The following is a 19733-nucleotide window of genomic DNA, read 5'->3' as shown; positions in this document are numbered from 1 at the left end:
GTCACACCTCTTCGCTGACGGGGACGGGAACGGCTGCCGACGGCTCCGGTTCGGAGGCGCGGCCGAGGTAGACCTCTTGGACCTTGGCGTCGGCCTGGACCTCGGTGACCGTCCCCTCGCTGAGCACCTTGCCGGCGTGCAGGACGCTGACGCTGCGGGCGAAGGAGCGCATGAAGTCCATGTCGTGCTCGATGACGACGACGGTGCGGTCCTCGCTGATCCGCTGGAGCAGCGCGCCGGTGGACTCGCGCTCGTCGTGGCTCATCCCGGCGACGGGCTCGTCGAGGAGCAGCAGCTTCACGTCCTGGACGAGGAGCATGCCGATCTCCAGGCTCTGCTTCTGGCCGTGGGCCAGTACCCCGGCGGGGCGGTGGCGGAGCGCGGTCAGGCCGGTGGTCTCCAGCGCCTTGTCCACCGCATCGGGGACGTGTTTGCGGCGCCGGAGCAGGGTGAGCGCGCTGCGGCCGGCGCCCGCCGCGATGTCGAGGTTCTGCTCCACCGTCAGCTGCTCGAAGACGGTCGCCGTCTGGAAGGTGCGGCCGATGCCCCGGCGGACGATGCGGTGCACGGGCTCGCCGATGATCTCCTCACCGCCGAAGCGGATCGATCCGGTGGCCCGGACCAGGCCGGTGACGGCGTCGACCAGGGTGGTCTTGCCCGCGCCGTTCGGCCCGATCAGGAAGCGCAGGTCGCCCGGGCTGATGTCCAGGTCGACGCCGTCGACGGCACTGACTCCCCCGTCGAACGTCACCCGCAGGTCGCGGACGGTCAGTCCTTCGCCGCTCATGTGGTCACTCCCTTGGTTGTCCTGACTCCGTCGGCTTTCCGCCGTCCGCGCAGCACCGTCCTCAGCGAGGCCAGTCCGCCGGGCAGGAAGCCGACCGCGACGACGAACAGCAGGCCCTGGAGGTAGGTCCACCCGGCCGGCCACGCGTCGGAGAGCGTGCTCTGCGCCCAGGCGACCGCGATCGCCCCGAGGACCGCGCCCACCAGCGACGCCCGCCCGCCGACGGCCGCGCCGATGACGAAGCCGATGGAGGGCACGACCCCGATCAGCGCCGGGGAGATGATTCCCACGGCCGGTACGAAGAGCGCCCCGGCCAGACCCGCCATGCCTGCCGCGACAACGTACGCCACCAGCTTGACGTTGGCCGGGTTGTAGCCGAGGAAGCGCACCCGCTCCTCGGAGTCCCGTACGGCGATGAGGAGTTCGCCGTAACGGCTGACGAACAGCTGCCGGGCGCCGGCCATCAGGAGCAGCAGGGCGACCGCGATGATGATGTACACCATCCGCTGGTTGACCGGGTCGTTCAGGTCGTAGCCGAAGAAGCCCTGGAAGTCGGTGAGGCCGTTGGTGCCGCCCGTGGTGGCCTGCTGGCCGACCAGCCAGATCGCCAGCGCGGCGGCCAGCGCCTGGCTGAGGATGGCGAAGTACGCCCCCTTCACCCGGCGGCGGAAGACGAGCACGCCGAGCAGCGCGGCGACGGCCATCGGCAGCAGCACCGTCATGACCAGCGCGAACGCCGGGTTCGCGAACGGCTGCCACCACCAGGGCAGCCCGCCCTCGGTGCCGTACAGCAGCATGAAGTCCGGCAGGGTCTCACCGGTCGCCGCCGCGTCGGCGAGCTTGAGGTGCATCGCCATGGCGTAGCCGCCGAGGCCGAAGAACACGCCCTGCCCGAGCACCAGCAGCCCGCCCCGGCCCCAGGCGAGGCTGACGCCGACCGCGACGATCCCGTAGCAGAGGTACTTGGCGAGCAGCCCGAGCCGGAAGTCCGACAGGGCCAGCGGGGCGACGCCCACCAGCAGCACGGCGCCGAGCAGGAAGGCGGCGGGGGTCCGGAAGCGGCTCAGGAACGGTGGGGCCTGCGGCGCGGCCGGGGGTTCGGTGGCCGGGGCGGGCGCCGGGGGTGTGCTGGTCGTCGTCATACCAGGCTCCTGGTGCGTACGGTGTAGAGGCCCTGCGGTCGCCACTGGAGGAAGGCGACGATCCCCACGAGGACCACCACCTTCGCCACGCTCACGGTCGTGGAGTATTCGAGGACCGACTGCAACAGGCCGAGGGCGAACGCGGTGATGACCGCTCCTCTGAGCCGTCCGATGCCGCCGACGACCACGACCAGGAAGGCGTCCACGATGTAGTTGGTGCCGGTCGTCGGTCCGATCGGGCCGATCAGCGTCAGCGCGACGCCCGCCATGCCCGCCAGCCCGGAGCCGATGAAGAACGTCGTCCGGTCCACCTGCCCCGTCGCGATCCCGGACACCTCCGCGAGGTCCCGGTTCTGCACCACCGCCCTGATCCGGCGGCCCAGCGGTGTGGTCCGCAGCGTCGCCGCCAGGCCGAACACGCACAGCAGCGCGAACCCGAGGATGAACAGCCGGCTGTTCGCCAGCGTCACCCCCGCGATGGACACGCTCCCCGTCAGCAGGTCCGGCGCTCTGGTCTGCACGTTCGGCGCGCCGAAGATGTCCCGCGCCAGCTGCTGGAGCATCAGCGAGACACCCCAGGTCACCAGCAGGGTGTCCAGCGGCCGTGTGTAAAGACGCCGGATGAGCAGCCACTCCAGGAGTGCGCCCATGGACCCGGCCACGAGGAAGGCGACCGGCAGGGCGAGGAGCAGCGATATCCCCGCGTCGCCGATCGACTTCTGAAGGACGTACGTGGTGTAGGCGCCGGCCATGATGAACTCGCCGTGCGCCATGTTGATCACGCCCATCTGCCCGAAGGTGAGGGTCAGGCCGAGGGCGATGAGGAGGAGGACGGCGCCGATGCTGACGCCGGTGAAGGACTGGTTGAGGATGACCGTCATGGAGCGGCTCCGGGTCGGAGGGACAGGTTTCGCGTCGGCCTCAGGACAGGTCCGCCGCCCAGTCGTAGCCCTTCAGGTACGGGTCCGGCTTGATGGGTCCGCCCGAGTTCCAGACCTCCTCGATGAGCCCGTTCGCGGTGACCTTGCCGATACGGGCGGTCTTGTGGACGTGCTGCGTAGCCCCGTCGACCGTGACCTTGCCCTCCGGTGCGTCGAACTCGATCCCGTCGGAGGCCGCCTTCACCTTCTCGACGTCGAACGACCCCGCCTTCTCGACCATCGCCTTCCACAGGTGGACGGAGATGTACGCCGCCTCCATCGGATCGCTGGTGGGCTTGTTCCTGCCGTACGCCGCCTGATACGCGGCGACGAACTTCTCGTTCGCCGCACCGGGCGTGGTCTGGTAGTAGTTCCAGGCCGTCAACTGCCCTTCCAGGTACTGCGTTCCGATGCTCTTGACCTCCTCCTCCGCGATGGAGACGGAGAGCACGGGCAGTTTCCTCGCGGTCAGCCCGGCGGACTTGTACTCCTTGAAGAAGGCCACATTGCTGTCCCCGTTCAGGGTGTTGAAGACCGCGTCGGCCCCCGCGCCCTTGACCTTGTTGACGATGGTCGCGAACTCCGTGGAGCCCAGGGGCGCGTAGTCCTCGCCGAGCACCTCCATGCCGTTGGCCTTCGCGTACGTCTTGATGATCTTGTTGGCGGTGCGCGGGAAGACGTAGTCGCTGCCGACGAGGTAGAGCTTGGTGAGGCCCTGCTTCTTGAGGTAGTCGAGAGCGGGCACGATCTGCTGGTTGGTGGTGGCACCGGAGTAGAAGATGTACGGGGACTGCTCCAGGCCCTCGTACTGCACGGGGTAGAACAGCAGCGACTTGTTCCGCTCGAAGACCGGCTTCACCGCCTTGCGGCTGGCCGAGGTCCAGCAGCCGAAGGTCGCGACGACCTTGGAGTCCGTGATGAGCGCCTGCGCCTTCTCGGCGAAGGTCGGCCAGTCGGAGGCCCCGTCCTGGCTGACCGGCTCCAGCTTCTTGCCGAGGACGCCGCCGGCGGCGTTGATCTCCTTGACCGCGAGGAGCAGCGCGTTGTGGACGGTCACCTCGCTGATCGCCATCGTGCCGGAGAGCGAGTTCAGCAGGCCGACCTTGACGGTGGAGCCGGAGGTGTCGGCCTTGGCGCCGGCGGCCTTCGACGTGTCGCCGCCGGTCTTCGCGCCGCAGGCGCTGAGCGCGGCGCCGGCGCCGAGAGCGGAGATGCCGGTCAGGAGACCGCGCCTGGTGATGAGCCCGGACATGTCACATACCTCCTTGCCCCTGAGGGCGGTGCGAGCGGATTCCTCTGGGCGAGGAAAGGGAGGGAGTCGAGGGAAGGGCGGGGAACGGATCGGCACCTGAGGTGCTCGGTGCGGCCGTTTCGACAGCACGGATCCCAGCCGTTCCGGGGTGGCCGCCGGGCTGGTCGCTGAAGTGGTCCACAGCCTGCGGCGGAACTGTTTCCGGTGCGTTGCACCGCAGTTGAGGAACAGTTTCCGACGGAAGTAATTCGCGGTCGGTCTCCATATGAGCCGACGTCACCCGGATGCGGCGGTGGAAGACTTACCGGCCGGTGTATTCATTGCTTCCACCGGAAAGGATCGGATTCGGCGAATTCCTGCCGGAGGCGCGGTGATCGGCTGTAGGCTCCGACGCGCCCCCACCGCGGGGCCGTGCGGACGCGAGCCCGAGGAGTGCGATGGCGAGGCAGCCCCAGGAACTGCTCCACCTGCTGACCCGGGCCGAGCGCCTCGCGGCGCGGCGCGTCCAGTCCGCACTCGACGCGTACGACTGCTCCGTCGACGCGTGGCGGGTCCTCGAACTGCTCTCCGACGACGGGGGCCGGACGATGACGGCCCTCGCCGAGGACGCCGCCCTGCCCGCGCCGACCCTCACCAAGATCGTCGACCAACTCGTCGACCAGAACCTGGTGTTCCGCCGCGTCGACCCCACCGACCGCCGCCGGGTCCTCGCCCAGCTCACTCCCCGGGGCCTGCGGCGCCGCCGGCAGCTCTCCCGCGCGGTGCGGGCGGAGTGGGGGCCGTCGTCGCCGGGGCTCACGGAGGACGAGGAGGATCAGCTGATGCCGCTGCTCGGCCGGCTGTCCGACGGGCTGGCGGGCGGCGAGGGCGTCACAACAAATCCCTCGGCGAAGGAAGTTGGGCGAGCACGGTGAAATCGAGGCCGTCGGCCTCCGCCAGATAGATGCGCTGGCGCACATGCCGCCCGTCCAGGCCGAGCAGGCCGCGCGGACCCTCGTACCGGACCTGGCCGGCGGCCGCGCCGATGGCGGACACATCCAGGGTGCGTGCGCGTTCGATGAGCGCGGCGAGCAGCAGCACACCCTCGTAGCAGGACTCGCCGAGGCTGCCGGGGACCGGTGCGTCCGGGCCGAAGCGGGCCGCGTAACGGCCGTGGAAGTCCATGCTGTTCCCGTCCGCGAGCGAGGCGAAGAACCCGGCCGTGCTGTAGAGGTCGACGGTCGCATCGGGGCCGCTGCCCAGGAGCATGCTCTCGTCCATCAGTGTGCTCAGCCGCAGGCAGCGGGCGTCCAGCCCGGCTGCGGCGAACGCCCGGTTGAACCGGACCGCGTCGCTGCCCACGAGCAGAATCAGCACACCGTCGGCGTCCGCCCGTTCGATACGCCGCAGGACACCGGCGAAGTCGTCCGTCCCCAGCGGCAGATACGCCTCCCCGCACACCCGCCCCCGCGCCTCCCGGGCGTACCGGCGGGCCGCGCGGGCGGAGTTCCGCGGCCAGACGTAGTCGTTCCCGACGACGAACCAGCGGCGCACGTCCCGCGTCCGCGCGAGCATCCGCATCGCCGGGAGCAGCTGCCAGGCCGGGGTCTCGCTCGTCATGAAGACGCCCTCGGTCCGCTCGCCGCCCTCGTACAGCGCGGTGTAGACGTACGGCACCCGGTGCGCGACCCGTGGCGCCACCGCCTGCCGCACCGAGCTGATGTGCCAGCCGGTGACCCCCTGGACCGCCCCCGCCGCCACCAGCGCCTCGACCTCCCCCGCGACCCTCGACGGCGCCGCCCCGCCGTCCACCTCCAGGAGCCGCAGCTCCCGCCCCAGCACGCCGCCCGCCGCGTTGACCTCCTCCACGGCCAGCCGCGCACACGCCTCGCACCCCGGCCCGAAGATCCCGGCGGGCCCCTGCATCGGATACACCAGCGCCACGTTCAGCACGGACGCGTCCACCGTGACCCACTCGGGGCTGCGGAGGTGCGTCGGAGGCCGTGACATGCCCCCATGATTGCCCCACCACCTGCCCCGGCCCGGCCGGGCGCCACGATCGAGACCGATTCGTAGACGTAACCGGTTGGTAGACGTACGGGGATGCCGTACGGCGCCGGTGCGTGGGCGGGGCCGTCGCCGTACGGTGGAAGGGGCGTGCGTGGGCGTTCCGGCGTGCGCAGCCCCGTAGAGACGGCAGGTACCCGCGATGGCCGGCGAGATCTCCTTCTTCGAGCTCGGGGTGGACGATCCCGAGAAGGCCCGGACGTTCTACGGCGCCCTGTTGGGCTGGCACTTCGAGGCGGGCCCCTCCGGCGAGGGCGGCTACGCGATCGGGACCCCCAGCGGGCAGGGCGGCGTCCACGGCGGTGACCCCGGGGGCGGCCCGTACCTCTTCTTCCGGGTCGACGACATGGCCACGGCGGTGGCGCAGGTGCGCGAGCTGGGCGGCAGCGTGGAGGGCACCGACCTCGGCGAGGACGACGAGTCGGCCGCCCGGTTCGGCCGGTTCCGGCTCTGCCGCGACGACCAGGGCTCCCCCTTCGGCCTGCACGAGCCGCCCCGCGCCGGCTGACGGCCGAGGGGTTGCGCCCCAGGGAGGTTCCGGAGAACGTCCTGCGCGGTTCGAGCAACCCCGGGCGTCCCGCTGCCGTCTTGATCACTGACAGAACGGATCGCCGCCCGGGAACGGGCGGTGTCCGCCCCCACCTGTACCGGGCTCGGAGAACCGGCCAACTATGCACCCTATGTATACACGTGGCGCATAGTGGACATCGGCCCGGCCCGGGCACCGCGCGGAAGGCTCCCATGCAGACCAAGGCACTGGCGCCCGAGTACCAGGGCGCTCTCACCAAGATGTCGGTGAACGCCTCCCTCACCGACGTACTGGCCGAAGGCGTACGGCATCTGAAACAGGCCGAGCTCTCCGGCTCCCAGGAGGAGGTGGCGCGGACCGGGCTCGCCGTGGCCGAGGCGCACCGCAGGCTGGGGCAGGTGGAGGAGGCGGACCGGGCGTGGAAGGCCAGCTACCGGGCCGCGCGCTCGGCCGGGGCCACCGGGGCGATGGCCTGGGCGCTGTGGAGCGGGGGGACGCTGGCGCGTCAACGGGGTTCGCTGCGGCTCGCGTTCCGGCTGCTGGGGCTCGCCGCCGAGCTGGGCAAGCGCGGCGGGGACGTGGTGGCGCGCGGCTACTCACTGGCCGGGCTGGCCGAGACCGGTCGCATCCAGGGCGACTACGAGACGGTCGCCACCCTGCACGAGCAGCTGCTCGCCGAGGCCCGCGCCCGGGGCGAGGCGCGCCACACGGTGTGGGCGCTGGAGGGCATCGCGCAGATTCACCGCAACACCGGGCAACTCGACTCGGCCCTGGAGATGTTCGAGGAGGCGGCCGTCCTCGCGGGCGAGGCGGATGACCGGCGGGGCCGGGCCTGGGCCCTGCGCGGCATCGCCGACATCGTTTCCCTCCGCGACGGGGAGACGGAACGCGCGCTCGGGCTGCTCGCCGAGGCCGAGGTCACCTGCCGGGAGATGAAGCTCTCCAGCGCGCTCGCCTACAACCACAAGATGCGCGCCAATGTGCTCTTCCGCGCCGGGCGGTACGAGGAGGCCCGCGAGGTCTACGAGCAGGCGCTCGGAGAGTTCCGTGCGATGACCGAGCCCCGGGGCGAGGCGCTGGCGGCCCTGGGCCTGGTCAAGGCCCGCGCCCGCCTCGGCCGGGACCGCGCGGCGACCGCCGCCGACCTGGACGAGCTGCGGGGCAGGCTGAGCCGGATCGGCCTGCTCAACGCCCGGGAGATGGTGGAGAAGGCGTACGTGGAACTGGGCGTGGAACCGGTCGCGGAGCGCGAGGGGGACGACGGACGCGGCGAGGGCCCGATGGAAGGCGCTGAGCTGGCCCCCGCGCACCGCCGAACCGCCGAACCCGCCGTGGAACCCGCGCACCCGCACGACACCGCATCCGACGCCCCGCACGAGGAGGCCCGGGCCCGATGACGCTGTCCACGACCCGTCAGGCGCCCGCGCCGCAGATACTGGACCGGTGCCGTGACCTCGTCCGGCCCGCGCTGGTGGAGTCGGTGCGCCGGCTCCACCCCTGGCACGCCGAGACGGCCGCCTTCTCGCTCGGCTGGAGCGGGGTCGAGGGCGAGCCCCTGCCCGGTTCGGAGGGCAAGGGGGTCCGCCAGGCGCTCGCGGTGCTCGGCGCGGAGGCCGCCGGGGGCAGCGGCACGGACGGGGTCACGGGTGCGGTCGCCGTCGAACTCGTGCACACCTTCTCCCTCATCCACGACGACATCATGGACGGCGACGAGACCCGGCGCCGCCGCCCGGCCGTATGGAAGGCGTACGGCACCGGGCCAGCGGTCCTGGCGGGGGACGCCCTGTTCGCGCTGGCCGTCCGGACCCTGGCCGAGGTCCCCGGGCCCACGGGTACGGCGGCCGTGCGTCATCTGTCGGGGACGCTGGGCGACCTGGTGCACGGTCAGGCGCAGGACCTGCTCTTCGAGTCGCGGCCGTGGACGGGGCCAGAGGCGGTCCTGCCGCACGAGTACCGGGCGATGGCGACGCACAAGACCGGGTCGCTGCTCGGCTGCGCCGCCGCCCTCGGTGCCGTACTGGCCGGGGCTCCGGCACCCACGGCCGACGCGCTGGACCGGGCGGGGCGGCATCTGGGCGTGGCGTTCCAGGCGGTGGACGACCTGCTGGGGATCTGGGGCGATCCGCAGATCACGGGGAAGCCGGTCCACAGCGATCTGCGGCGGCTGAAGAAGACCTTCCCGGTCCTCGCGGCCCTGGCCTCCGAGCATCCGGCGGCCCGGCAGCTGACGACCCTGCTCACCGGGGCCGGTCCTCTCGACGAGGCGGGGCTGCGCCGGGCGGCCGAGCTGGTCGACGAGGCCGGCGGGCGCAGGGCCGCCGTCGACGAGGCGCGGGAGCATCTGCGGGCCGCCCGCGCCTGCCTGGACGGCGTGGAGCTGCGCGAGGGGGCGCGCGGTGACCTGCTCACCCTGATCCCCTTCCTCGTCGACCGCACCGGGTGACCCGAGGCCGGCGGCCTCCCCCGGGGCCGCCGGCTGAAAGGATGGCCGCCCCTCCCCGACGACACCCCGAAGGCCGGAGCCGGTATGCACCCCCACCCCGCCCCCGTACAGGCACTGCTCGTCGTGGATGTCCAGGCGGCCTTCGTCGCGGGCGGCAACCCCGTGCCCGACGCACCCCGGCTGCTGGACCGGGTCGACGGCCTCGTCCGCCGGGCCCGGGCGGCCGGGGCGCTCGTCGTCCACCTCCAGAACGACGGCCCGGCCGGGGAGCCCGACGAACCGCACACCCCCGGGTGGGAGTTGTACCTCCCGGTCACCGGCGGCCCCGCAGAGACCGTGATCCGCAAGACCGAGGACGACGGCTTCGAGGGCACCCCGCTGGAGGCGGAGCTGACGGCCGCCGGGGTCGCGTCGCTCGCCGTGTGCGGGGTGATGTCGGAGATGTGCGTCCTGGCCACCGCCCGCCGGGCGCTGGAGCTGGAGTACCGGGTCGTGCTGCCGCACGACGCCCACGCCACCTACGACATCCCCGCCGCGCCGGGCATCAGTGAGAGCGTTCCGGCGGCGATGGCGTCCCGGGTCGCGGAATGGGCCCTGGGCGACGAGGTGGAGGTCGTCGCCCGCGCCGGGGACGTCACCTTCGCGGCCACCCGGGCGGAGCCCTTTGCCGACAATAGAACTGCGTGACTGTCCGCCCGATGGGGCCGCCATCCATTGCGGCAACCGGCCGCCCCCGAGATGCGGCGAATGGAGTGACATCCGACCGGAGGAATTCCTTCGGCGCGCCCCCGTAATGGTGCTGCGGCCTCTCCCCTCCCACCCTTTCGCCGCCGCATTCCGGCGCCTTCGCAAGGACACGGGACGGCCGCGCGGACCACCTGATCAGCGGCATCGCGCGGGTAATCCTCACGTGGTCGTATGAGCGAGTCACGCGCACGATTTCGTCACATGTCTGCCAAAGTGCACTTCGGCTTTACTCACCGGATTGAGCGAAGAGAGCCGTACGTGCTGCACATGCGTCGTGCCGAAGAAAGACAATTGACGGTCCTTCATTTGGTTCAGCCCGTGGACGGCGGAGTGGCCCGGGTCGTCACCGATCTCGTCAGGGCCCAGGCCGGCGCCGGGCTGCGGCCCGTGGTGGCCTGTCCGCCCGGAAGCCCGCTGGCCGTCGGGGCGGCCGCCGCGGGCGCTCAGGTCCGGGGCTGGTCCGCCACCCGGGCCCCTGGGCCGCGGCTGGCCGGTGAGGTCGCCGCCGCGCGGCGGATCGTCCGCGACTGCCGCCCGCACGTGGTGCACGCGCACAGCGCCAAGGCGGGGCTCGCGGGCCGGATCGCCGTGCGGGGCAAGGTGCCCACGGTGTTCCAGCCGCACGCCTGGTCCTTCGAGGCGGTGGGCGGCCGAACCGCCGAACTGGCCCTGAAATGGGAGCGGTTCGGGGCGCGCTGGGCCGATCACATCCTCTGCGTCAGCGAGTCCGAGCGGCGCACCGGCCAGGAGGCGGGGATCGCCGCCCGCTGGTCGGTGATCCACAACGGCATCGACCTCGACCGCTTCCGCCCCGGCGGACAGGCCGACCGCACCGCGGCCCGGGCCTCGCTGCCCTTACTGGACGGGGTGGATCGGCGGGCCCCCCTCGTCGTCTGCGTCGGCCGCCTGACCCGGCAGAAGGGCCAGGACGTCCTGCTCGACGCCTGGCGGCGGCTGCGGGTTCCGGGCGCGCGCCTGGTCCTGGTCGGCGACGGGCCCGACCGCGCCGGTCTGGAGGGCGCGGCCCCGGCCGATGTCCTGTTCACCGGGGCGAGCGCCGACGTACGGCCCTGGATCCACGCGGCCGACGTCGTCGTCCTGCCGTCCCGCTGGGAGGGCATGGCGCTGGCCCCGCTGGAGGCCATGGCCTGCGGCCGGGCCGTGGTGATGAGCGATGTGAGCGGGGCGCGGGAGAGCGTCCCGCCGGGCGACGAGGACCACCTCCTCGTACCGCCCGAGGAGCCCACGGCGCTCGCCGCCTCGCTCACCGCACTTCTCACCGATCCCGAGCTGCGCGAGGCGGTGTCCCACCGGGCCCAGCGCCATGCCCGGGCGGCGTTCGACGTCCGACGGACCGCGGGGGCGGTTGCCGGTCTCTACCAGGAAATTGTCTCCCTGTCCGGCCCCACGATGAGGAAGCGCACCGAGCGATGACGATGGAGAGTGCACCGGTCCCCGGCGCCGGCCAGGCAACAGCCGTACAGGCTCACACGGTTCATCCGCCGCGAAGAAGCGAGGGCGGTACGCGGGAGCTCGGCGGTGGGCGCAGCGGCGCCCGGGTCGCGCCCGCCGCGCAGCTGCTGGGCGCCGACGCGGCGGCGCTGGCCGGCACGTTCGCCCTGTGCACCCCGGCCGGCTGGCCCTGGCCCGTGGTCGCCGCCCAGGCGGTGGCCCAGGTGGCGCTGCACGCGTACCGGGGGCTCTACCGGCTCGGCCTCTCCCCCTCGGTGCTCTCCGAAGTGCCCGCGCTCCTCGGCCTGGCCCTGCTCCAGTGGTACGTGACCATGGAGGTCGTCGACGCCTGGGCCCCGGCCCACGCGTTCGGCTGGGCGGTCCTGGCGTACGCGGCGGCCGCGCAGACGGTGCTGTGCGCCGCCGGGCGGGCCGTGGTGCACCGGGTCCGGCACCGGGCGGCCGTCCGCAACCCGCTGTCGACGCTGATCGTGGGCCACGGCCCGGTCGCCCGCCAGGTGACGGCCGCGCTGTACGACCACCCTGAGTACGGGCTGCGCCCCGTAGGCCGGGTCGCCGCACCCGCCACCACGGAGGAGGAGCCCACGGCACGGCCGGACGGGGTGAAGCTGCCGGTCCTGGTCACCCCGCAGGAGGTGGGGCGGGCCGTCGTCCAGAACAGTGTGCGGCACGCGGTGTTCACCGCCCCGCCCGAGACCACGCCCGACGGCGCCGCCCTGTTCGCCCTGCTCACCGGGCACGGCTGCCGGGTGTGGCTGGTCAGCGGCGACACGGCGGTCGCCACCCGCCCCGCCGGGGCCCGCCCGGACCATCTGTGGGGGTTCGCCGCGCACCCCCTCCAGGACGGCACGCACCGGCCGGTGAGCCATGCGGCGAAGCGGGTGATGGACGCCCTGCTGGCGTCCATCGGCCTGGTGCTGGTGGCGCCGCTGATGGCGGGATGCGCGCTGGCGGTGCGGCTCTCGGACGGTCCCGGTGTCATCTTCCGGCAGGAGCGGGTGGGCCGCCACGGCCGCCCGTTCGTCCTGCTGAAGTTCCGTACGCTGCGGCCCGCCGACGCACAGGAGTCGGCGACCCGTTGGAACGTGGCCTCCGACGGGCGGATGAGCCGGGTGGGCCGGCTGCTGCGCCGCACCTCGCTGGACGAGCTGCCGCAGCTGTGGAACGTCCTGCGCGGCGACATGAGCCTGGTCGGGCCCCGGCCCGAACGCCCCTTCTTCGTCGCGCAGTTCAGCCGCGCCCACCCCGGCTACCAGGACCGGCACCGGATGCCGGTGGGCATCACGGGGCTGGCGCAGGTGAACGGGTTGCGCGGTGACACCTCGATCGAGGAGCGGGCCCGGTTCGACAACCGGTACATCGAGACCTGGTCCCTGTGGCAGGACGCGTGCGTGCTGGCGCGGACCGTGGGCTCCTTCTTCCGGCTCGGGGGCAGCTGACGATGGCCGCCACCCTGACCGCACCGGCGCCCGAGGCCCCGGCCCGTACCGTTCCGCATCCGAACCGGGGCGGCTGGCGGAGCCGGTGGCCGCTGCTCCCCCTGATCGCGACCGTCCTGCTGCCCGCCCTGCCGTACGGGTTCGCGGGCGGCGGCGGCCCCGGGGTGGGTCCGGCCGACATCGCCTCCGGCATCGCGGTGCTGGTCTGTGTGGGACGGCTGCTGTACCTCCGGCAGCGCCCGCTCAGCGGAGCCGCCGCCCTGGTGCTGGGGCTGCCCGCCGTGGGCTTCGCGGTGGCGACGGTGACGGCCGCCGACCCGGCCGCCGCACTGCCGGGCCTGGTCCGCTACCTCCAGGTCTTCGTGCTGGTCCCGGCCGCCGTCTGCCTCCTGCTCAAGGACGCCCACGGCTTCCGGATCGTGGCCGGTGCGCTGGTGGTCCTGGCCCTCGTCCAGGGCGTCGTCGGCGTCGACCAGTACGTCACCGGGACCGGCGCCTCGTACATGGGCGAGGAGGTCCGGGCGGTCGGCACGTTCGGGCCCAGCGACATCATGGGGATGGCCACGGTCGTCGCCTACGGGCTGCTGGCCGCCGCCGCGTTCGCGCTGCGGACCCCGCGCAACGCTCCGGCCTGGCTGCGCCCAGCAGCCGCGGTCGTCGCCGTCGGGCTGATCGTGCCGCTCGCGCTCTCCTTCAGCCGGGGGGTGTGGATCGCCACGGCGCTCGCCCTCCTGGTCGCTCTCTCCCTGACGGGCCGTCGGCAGGCGCTGACCTCGCTGGCGGTGCTGGGTGCCACCGCGGTGGTTTTGGTCGGCGGGTTCGGCATCGGCTCGGAGATGATCGCCGAGCGGGCCGCCAGCGTGACCCAGGTGACCCGGGCCCCCGACCGCTCGGTGAACGACCGGTACACGATGTGGAGCGCGGCGGGCTCCATGTGGCGCGAGCAGCCCGTGGCCGGTGTCGGCCTCAAGGGGTTCCCCGCCCACCGCGACGCCCACGCCTCGATCGGCCTCTCCTCCGGCAGCGACACGGCGGGGGCGGGCCAGGAGTTCCGCAGGCAGGCCCTCCTCTCCCCGCACAACATGTATCTGCTGATCCTCAGCGAGCAGGGCCTCATCGGTCTGACGGCGGTCGTCGGCAGCTGGGCGGCGATCCTCGTCGGCGCGGTGCGCCGGCTGGTCCGGGCCCGTTCACGCGGCCACGCGGCCGTCGACTGCGGTCTGGTGGCGGTCGCCCTGATGACCTGGCAGAGCGTCAACTTCCTGTACTCCGACATCGGCGGCCCCACGACCGTGCTGGGCGGCGTCGTCCTGGGGCTCGCCGCCTGGTGGGCACTGGCCGAGCCGGGGAAGGCGGGCACCGCGTGAGCGACACCGGTACGGGGACGGAGGCGGAGGCCCGCTCCCGGGAGGGACTCCCCCGCGAGGCACCTCCCGGCAAAGCCGCCCCTCCCCTGCTCCCGGGCCCCGGCCAGCCCCCCGGCTCCGGCCTCACGGGGACCACCGCCGCCGGGGACGCGCCGGAACCTGCGGGCGGCGGCGAGGCTCCCGGCCTCGGGTCCTTCCTCGCCCGCGCGGCGGCGGCCACTGCGGTGCTGACCGTGGTCGGCGCCGTACTGGGCCTCGTACGGGACCAGGCGATCGCCCGGTACTTCGGCGCGAGCGACGCCAGCGACGCGTTCCTGATCGCCTGGACCGTGCCGGAGATGGCGGCCACGCTGCTGATCGAGGACGGGATGGCGCTCCTGCTCGTCCCGGCCTTCAGTCTCGCCCTCACCCGCCGCGCGGACACCGAGGCCGCGAAGGGCACCGAGGCCACCGGGGAGCCGGATGCCGACGGGGAGCCCCGACCCGACCCCGTACGCCAACTGGTGGCGGCCACCCTGCCCCGGCTCTGCGTCCTGCTCATGGCCGGTGCGGCGCTGCTGATGGCGGGCGCCCCCTGGGTCGTCGGCGTCCTCGCCCCCGGGCTGGCCGACCCGGGCCTCGCGGTGGACTGCACCCGGCTGACCGCCGTCACCGTGCTCACCTTCGGGATCACCGGCTACTTCAGCGCCGCGCTGCGCGCCCACCGCAGCTTCCTGCCCCCCGCCGGGGTCTACGTCGCGTACAACGTCGGCATCATCGGCATGACGCTGGCGCTGCACTCGGTGTGGGGCGTACGGGCGGCGGCGGCGGGCGTCGCCGTCGGCAGCCTGCTGATGATCCTCACCCAGCTCCCCACCTTCCTGCGGCTGCTGCCCCTGGCGCGGCCCCGCCTCAGGCGGATCAGGAAGCGTGTCCGGCGCACCGCTCCCCTGCTGGGTGTGACCGTCCTCGCCCCGGTCGTGCTGTTCGTGGTGAGCCGTCAGTCACAGGTGCTGGTGGAGCGGTTCCTGGCCTCCACGCTCCCGGCGGGCGCCATCTCGCATCTGAACTACGCGCAGAAGGTCGCGCAGATGCCGATGGTGCTCTCGCTGATGATCTGCACGGTGACGTTCCCCGTCGTCGCGCGGGCGATGGCCGACGGGAACCACGAGAAGGCCCGGCAGCGGGTGGAGCGGGATCTCGCGCTGGCGGGCATGGTCGTGCTGCTCGGCACGGCGGTCGTCCTCGGTTACGCGCCCCAGATCATCGATGTGCTCTTCCAGCGCGGCGCGTTCGACACCGCCGACACCGAGGCCACCGCCCAGGTGATGCGGGTCTACGCGGCGGGGCTGCTCGGCCACTGTCTCGTCGGCGCGCTGAGCCGCCCGTTCTTCTCGTCCGGGCGGCCCACCTGGTTCCCGGCGTTCGCCATGGGCACCGGGCTGCTCGTCACGATGGGCGCCGGGTACGCGCTCACGTACCGCTTCGGCGTCGACGGCATCGCCACGGCCAACGCCATCGGGATCAGCACGACCGCGCTGCTCCTGCTGATGGGTCTCGGCACCCGGGTGGTCCCGATCCGGGCCCGGGCGGTCGCCCTCTCCCTGGGCCGTCTCGCGGGCGCCGCCCTGGTGGCCGGGGCGGCGGGCTGGGCGGCGGCGCCGCTGCTCCCCGACGCCGTGCTGAGCCTGGCCGCCGGGTGTGTCCTCGTCCCCGCCGTCTTCTTCCTGACCGGGCTGGCCCTGCGCTCGCCCGAGGTCGTCTCCCTGCTGGCACTCATCCGACGGAGGTTCACAGATGGCCGCTGACCCCTCGGCGCCTCGCGCCGATGCCCCCTCGTCCCGGCTCCGCCCGCACACCCGCCGCCAGCCCTGGATCCTCACGTACCACTCGGTCACCGACACCGACGACGACCCGTACGGCATCACCGTCTCCCCCCGGCGGCTCGGCGAGCAGCTGGCGTGGCTGCGCAGCAGAGGGCTACGCGGGGTGGGGGTGTCGGAGCTGATGCGGGCGCACGCGGCGGGGAGGCGCGATCTGGTCGGGCTGACCTTCGACGACGGGTACGGGGACTTCCTCCATGAGGCGCTGCCGGTGCTGCGCGTCCACGGCTGCACCGCGACCGTCTACGTCCTGCCGGGACGGCCGGGAGGGGTGAACGAGTGGGACCCGCTGGGGCCCCGGAAACCGCTGCTCACCCACGACGAGATCCGGCGGGTCGCCGAGGCGGGGATGGAGGTCGGCTCGCACGGCCTGCTGCACCGGGACCTCACCACGCTGGCGGACGAGGAGCTGCGCCACGAGACGTTCCACAGCCGGGAGTTGATCGCCGAGCTGACGGGGACGCTCCCGGAGGGCTTCTGCTACCCGTACGGCACGTTGGACCGGCGGGTGGCGGAGGCGGTGCGCTCTGCCGGGTACGGGTACGGCTGCGCGCTGGCGCCCGGGCCGCTGATCAGCCGGTTCGCCCTCCCCCGCACCCACATCAGCCAGGCGGACCGGGGCGTACGGCTCTGGGCGAAGGACCTGCGGCACGGGCTGCGCCACGGGGCGGTTCCCGGCGCGGGCTCCCGTACGGCCTCCCCGGTGCGGGCGGGCGGCCCCCGGTGAGGGCGCTGCACGTCATCACCGGGCTCGGGGTCGGCGGCGCCGAGCAGCAGTTGCGGCTGCTGCTGCGCCATCTGCCGGTGGAGTGCGACGTGGTGACGCTCACCAACCCGGGCCCGGTGGCGGACGGCCTGCGGGCCGACGGGGTACGCGTCATCCACCTGGGGATGCGCGGCAACCGGGACCTCTCGGCCGTCGGGCGGCTGACCCGGCTGATCCGCGACGGCCGCTACGACCTGGTCCACACCCACCTCTACCGGGCCTGTGTGTACGGGAGGATCGCGGCGCGCCTCGCGGGTGTGCGGGCGGCCGTGGCCACCGAGCACTCCCTGGGGCGCGCCGAGATCGAGGGCCGCCCGCTGACCCGGGGCATCCGCGCCCTGTACCTCTCCACCGAACGGCTCGGCGCGGCCACCGTCGCGGTCTCCTCCACCGTCGCCGGGCGGCTGCGGGACTGGGGGGTGCCCGCCGAGCGGATCCGGCTGGTGCCCAACGGCATCGACGCGGACCGCTACCGCTTCGACCCGGACCGGCGGCTCGCCGTCCGGGCGGCGCTGGGGATCCCCGATGACGCGTTCGTGGTCGGCGGGGTGGGCCGGCTGGTACCCGGCAAACGTTTCGACGTGCTGGTCCGGGCGGTCGCCGCGCTGCCGGAGGCCCGGCTGCTGCTGGCCGGTGACGGGCCGGAGGCCGGGGCGCTCAGGACCCTGGCGGCCGAGCTGGGGGCGGCGGACCGGATCCGCCTCCTCGGTGAGTGCGGGGCGGACGGAGGCGGCCCGGTCCCCGGGGTCCCGGCCCTGCTGAGCGCCGTCGACACCTTCGTATCGACGTCCCGTGAGGAGTCGTTCGGGCTGGCCGCCGTGGAGGCGCTCGCCGCCGGGCTGCCCGTCCTGCACGACGCCTGCCCGGCCATCGACGACCTGTCCGCCGCCCACGCACCGGGCGCCACCCGGATCGCCGGGAGCCCCGACGAGCTGACCGCCGTGCTGCGGCAGCGGATACAGGCCCGCCCGGACCGCCGCCCGCCACCACGGGCCGTCGGCCACTACGACATCCGGCGCAGCAGCGAGCGCCTGATGGATGTGTACGCGTACGCCCTCGACACCGCCCCACCGAACCGGAGAGCCCTTTCATGACCGAGTCTCCCGAGCAGCAGCGACCCGCCGCCCTGCGGAAGCGGCTGCGCACCTCCCTCACCCGGCTGCCCCACTGGTGGCCCCTGCCCGTCTGTGTGCTGCTCGGCACCGCGTCCGGGCTCTCGTACGGGCTGCTCGCCGCCCCCCAGTACGAGGCCACCAGCTACGCCATGGCGGTCGCCGAGGAGGAGACCGACCCCTCGGCCGCGCTCGGCTACGCCCAGTCCTACGGCCGCCTCGTGACCAGCGACGCGACGCTCTCCTACGCCCAGGGCGCGGCCGGTGAGCCGATGCGTGCCCTGCGCTCCCAGGTGCGTTCGGAGACCTCGCCCGACTCGCCGATGATCGCGGTGACGGGCACGTCGAACAGCGCGGACAAGGCGGCCGACATCGCCAACGCGGTGATCGAGGCCGTCATCGTGAGCAGCGGCCATGTCTCCAAGGACACCGGGGTGAAGCTGATCAAGTTCACCCATGCGATGAAGCCCGACCAGCCGGTCTCGCCGTCGGTGCCGCTCGGCACCGCAGTGGGAGCGGCCGCGGGCGGTCTGCTGGGCGGCCTCGTGCTGCTCGTACGGCCCCGGCGCGCGGGCTGGAGCGTCTCCGCCCAGGTGCCCGGGCCGACCGCCGCCGAGGACCACACCCCCACCGACGACCGGGAGCTCGTGCGATGACGGCCGACCGGGCGGGCACCCTCACCGTGACCCTCTGCCGGGACTTCGGGGAGTTCGGCGCGCTCGCCGGTGAGTGGGACGCACTGCACCGCCGCTGCGCCACCGCCACCCCGTTCCAGAGCCATGCGTGGCTCCACTCCTGGTGGATCTCCTACGGTCAGGAGGGGAGGCTGCGGGTCCTGCTGGTCCGGCGCTCCGGGCGGCTGATCGGGGCGGCGCCGCTGATGCTGGTGCACCGTCCGATGCCGCTGCTGGTGCCGATGGGCGGGGCGATCTCCGATTTCTTCGACATCCTGGTGGACGAGGAGGAGGCGGGGCACGCGGTCGGCGCGCTCCAGCGCGGTCTGGACCGGGCCGCCCGGCACACCGTGGTCGATCTGCGGGAGGTCCGGCCGGACGCGTCGGCGCAGCTGCTGTTCGGCCGGTGGCCGGGCGCGCGGAGCCGGCTCACGGACTCGACCTGCATGGAGCTGCCCGCCGAGCCGCTGGGCGATCTGGTGGCGCGGCTCACCGGCTCGCGCGGCCAGCGGCTGCGGGCCAAGCTCCGCCGGATCGAGGCCCTGGACGTCGAGGCCCGCAAGGTCCCGCAGGACCGGGTGCCCGCGGCGATCGGCACCCTGCTGCGGCTCCACGAACTCCAGTGGCGCGACCGCGGGGTCAACCCGGAGCACCTGCGGGCCCGGTTCTCGGACCACCTGGTCCGGTCGGTGGGGCGGATGGTGGGGAACGGCACGGCCGCCGTCACCGAGTTCCTGATGGGCGGCGAGGTCGTGGCGGCCAACCTGACCCTTCAGTCCGGGCACCTGGCGGGCGGCTATCTGTACGGGGCGGACCCCGGGCTGCGGGAGCGGAAGGTCGATGTGTCGACCATGCTGCTGCGTGAGGTGTCCCAGCAGGCCTCGGACACCGGCCGGGAGGTGCTGAGCCTGCTGCGCGGCGCCGAGCAGTACAAGAACCACTGGCAGCCGGTCACGGTGGTCAACCAGCGGCTGCTGCTGGCCCGCCCGGGTCTGGAGCCGCTGCTGCGGCTGCGGGAGTCGCAGGTGGCGGTGCGGGAGCGGGCCGTGGAGACCGTGAAGGCACGGTTCCCCGCCGCCCGGGACTGGCACGAGCGGCTTACCACGCTTCCGGTCATCGGGCGGTGAGGCGGGCGGCGACAGGCCGTAGGACAACACCGGAGATTTCGTCTGGA

18 protein-coding genes are annotated in these 19733 nt (G+C 73.4%); 13 read left to right on the top strand and 5 right to left on the bottom strand.

Going from position 1 to position 19733, the window contains the following annotated elements:
- Nucleotide 1: 1 nt before the first annotated feature.
- Genes urtD through urtA form a run of 4 tightly spaced genes read right to left on the bottom strand, consistent with a single transcriptional unit; the run spans nt 2 to nt 4101 of the window.
- Nucleotides 2-787: an urea ABC transporter ATP-binding protein UrtD gene (urtD, locus tag GTY67_RS32860; protein WP_161281453.1), complete on the bottom strand. Its 786-nt coding sequence runs from the start codon at nt 785-787 to the stop codon at nt 2-4.
- Nucleotides 784-1929 carry an urea ABC transporter permease subunit UrtC gene (gene urtC / locus GTY67_RS32855; protein ID WP_161281452.1) on the bottom strand — a complete coding sequence of 382 codons (1146 nt, stop codon included), beginning with the start codon at nt 1927-1929 and terminating at the stop codon, nt 784-786. Before urtC ends, urtD begins: the two co-directional genes overlap by 4 nt.
- Nucleotides 1926-2810: an urea ABC transporter permease subunit UrtB gene (gene urtB, locus GTY67_RS32850; protein ID WP_161281451.1), complete on the bottom strand. Its 885-nt coding sequence runs from the start codon at nt 2808-2810 to the stop codon at nt 1926-1928. The genes urtC and urtB overlap by 4 nt, the downstream gene beginning before the upstream one ends.
- A gap of 40 nt (nt 2811-2850) precedes the next feature.
- Nucleotides 2851-4101, bottom strand: coding sequence for an urea ABC transporter substrate-binding protein (gene urtA, locus GTY67_RS32845; protein ID WP_093687817.1), 1251 nt, complete (start codon nt 4099-4101; stop codon nt 2851-2853).
- 437 nt (nt 4102-4538) lie between these two features.
- Between urtA and GTY67_RS32840 the strand changes: the two genes are divergently transcribed.
- Nucleotides 4539-5015: a MarR family transcriptional regulator gene (locus GTY67_RS32840; protein WP_161281450.1), complete on the top strand. Its 477-nt coding sequence runs from the start codon at nt 4539-4541 to the stop codon at nt 5013-5015.
- Here GTY67_RS32840 and GTY67_RS32835 read toward each other — a convergent pair.
- Nucleotides 4972-6090, bottom strand: coding sequence for a substrate-binding domain-containing protein (locus tag GTY67_RS32835; RefSeq protein ID WP_161281449.1), 1119 nt, complete (start codon nt 6088-6090; stop codon nt 4972-4974). The two genes, GTY67_RS32840 and GTY67_RS32835, sit on opposite strands and share 44 nt — an antisense overlap.
- A gap of 199 nt (nt 6091-6289) precedes the next feature.
- On the opposite strand from GTY67_RS32835, the gene GTY67_RS32830 reads away from it, so the two are divergent.
- The 12 genes from GTY67_RS32830 (at nt 6290) to GTY67_RS32775 (ending at nt 19686) form a co-directional block, all read left to right on the top strand.
- Nucleotides 6290-6655, top strand: a complete 366-nt coding sequence (locus tag GTY67_RS32830; RefSeq protein WP_161281448.1) for a VOC family protein — start codon at nt 6290-6292, stop codon at nt 6653-6655.
- 233 nt (nt 6656-6888) lie between these two features.
- Nucleotides 6889-8073: a tetratricopeptide repeat protein gene (locus GTY67_RS32825; protein ID WP_161281447.1), complete on the top strand. Its 1185-nt coding sequence runs from the start codon at nt 6889-6891 to the stop codon at nt 8071-8073.
- Entirely contained in the window at nt 8070-9119 is a 1050-nt protein-coding gene (locus GTY67_RS32820) for a polyprenyl synthetase family protein (RefSeq protein WP_161281446.1), read from the top strand. Before GTY67_RS32825 ends, GTY67_RS32820 begins: the two co-directional genes overlap by 4 nt.
- 84 nt (nt 9120-9203) lie before the next feature.
- The gene (locus GTY67_RS32815; protein WP_161281445.1) at nt 9204-9806 is read left to right on the top strand and encodes an isochorismatase family protein; all 603 of its coding nucleotides are present in this window, start codon (nt 9204-9206) and stop codon (nt 9804-9806) included.
- Nucleotides 9807-10133: 327 nt separating this feature from the next.
- Nucleotides 10134-11300, top strand: a complete 1167-nt coding sequence (locus tag GTY67_RS32810; RefSeq protein ID WP_202462725.1) for a glycosyltransferase — start codon at nt 10134-10136, stop codon at nt 11298-11300.
- Complete coding sequence (locus tag GTY67_RS32805; RefSeq protein ID WP_161281444.1) at nt 11297-12778, top strand: sugar transferase; 1482 nt, start codon at nt 11297-11299, stop codon at nt 12776-12778. The genes GTY67_RS32810 and GTY67_RS32805 overlap by 4 nt, the downstream gene beginning before the upstream one ends.
- 2 nt (nt 12779-12780) lie before the next feature.
- Nucleotides 12781-14145, top strand: a complete 1365-nt coding sequence (locus tag GTY67_RS32800; protein ID WP_161281443.1) for an O-antigen ligase family protein — start codon at nt 12781-12783, stop codon at nt 14143-14145.
- Nucleotides 14142-15932, top strand: coding sequence for a lipid II flippase MurJ (locus GTY67_RS32795; RefSeq protein WP_161281442.1), 1791 nt, complete (start codon nt 14142-14144; stop codon nt 15930-15932). The genes GTY67_RS32800 and GTY67_RS32795 overlap by 4 nt, the downstream gene beginning before the upstream one ends.
- Nucleotides 15922-16734, top strand: coding sequence for a polysaccharide deacetylase family protein (locus tag GTY67_RS32790; RefSeq protein ID WP_161281441.1), 813 nt, complete (start codon nt 15922-15924; stop codon nt 16732-16734). Before GTY67_RS32795 ends, GTY67_RS32790 begins: the two co-directional genes overlap by 11 nt.
- Nucleotides 16731-17867, top strand: coding sequence for a glycosyltransferase (locus GTY67_RS32785; RefSeq protein WP_161281440.1), 1137 nt, complete (start codon nt 16731-16733; stop codon nt 17865-17867). Before GTY67_RS32790 ends, GTY67_RS32785 begins: the two co-directional genes overlap by 4 nt.
- A complete protein-coding gene (locus tag GTY67_RS32780; protein WP_161281439.1) occupies nt 17864-18541 on the top strand; it encodes a lipopolysaccharide biosynthesis protein in 678 nt (225 codons plus the stop codon). The genes GTY67_RS32785 and GTY67_RS32780 overlap by 4 nt, the downstream gene beginning before the upstream one ends.
- Nucleotides 18538-19686: a GNAT family N-acetyltransferase gene (locus GTY67_RS32775; RefSeq protein WP_161281438.1), complete on the top strand. Its 1149-nt coding sequence runs from the start codon at nt 18538-18540 to the stop codon at nt 19684-19686. Before GTY67_RS32780 ends, GTY67_RS32775 begins: the two co-directional genes overlap by 4 nt.
- Nucleotides 19687-19733: the final 47 nt, after the last annotated feature.

Source organism: Streptomyces sp. SID8374, from assembly GCF_009865135.1.
In the GTDB taxonomy this organism is placed as follows: domain Bacteria; phylum Actinomycetota; class Actinomycetes; order Streptomycetales; family Streptomycetaceae; genus Streptomyces.
The sequence above is the reverse complement of the archived record's forward strand: the minus strand, read 5'-3'. Positions and strand labels throughout refer to the sequence as shown.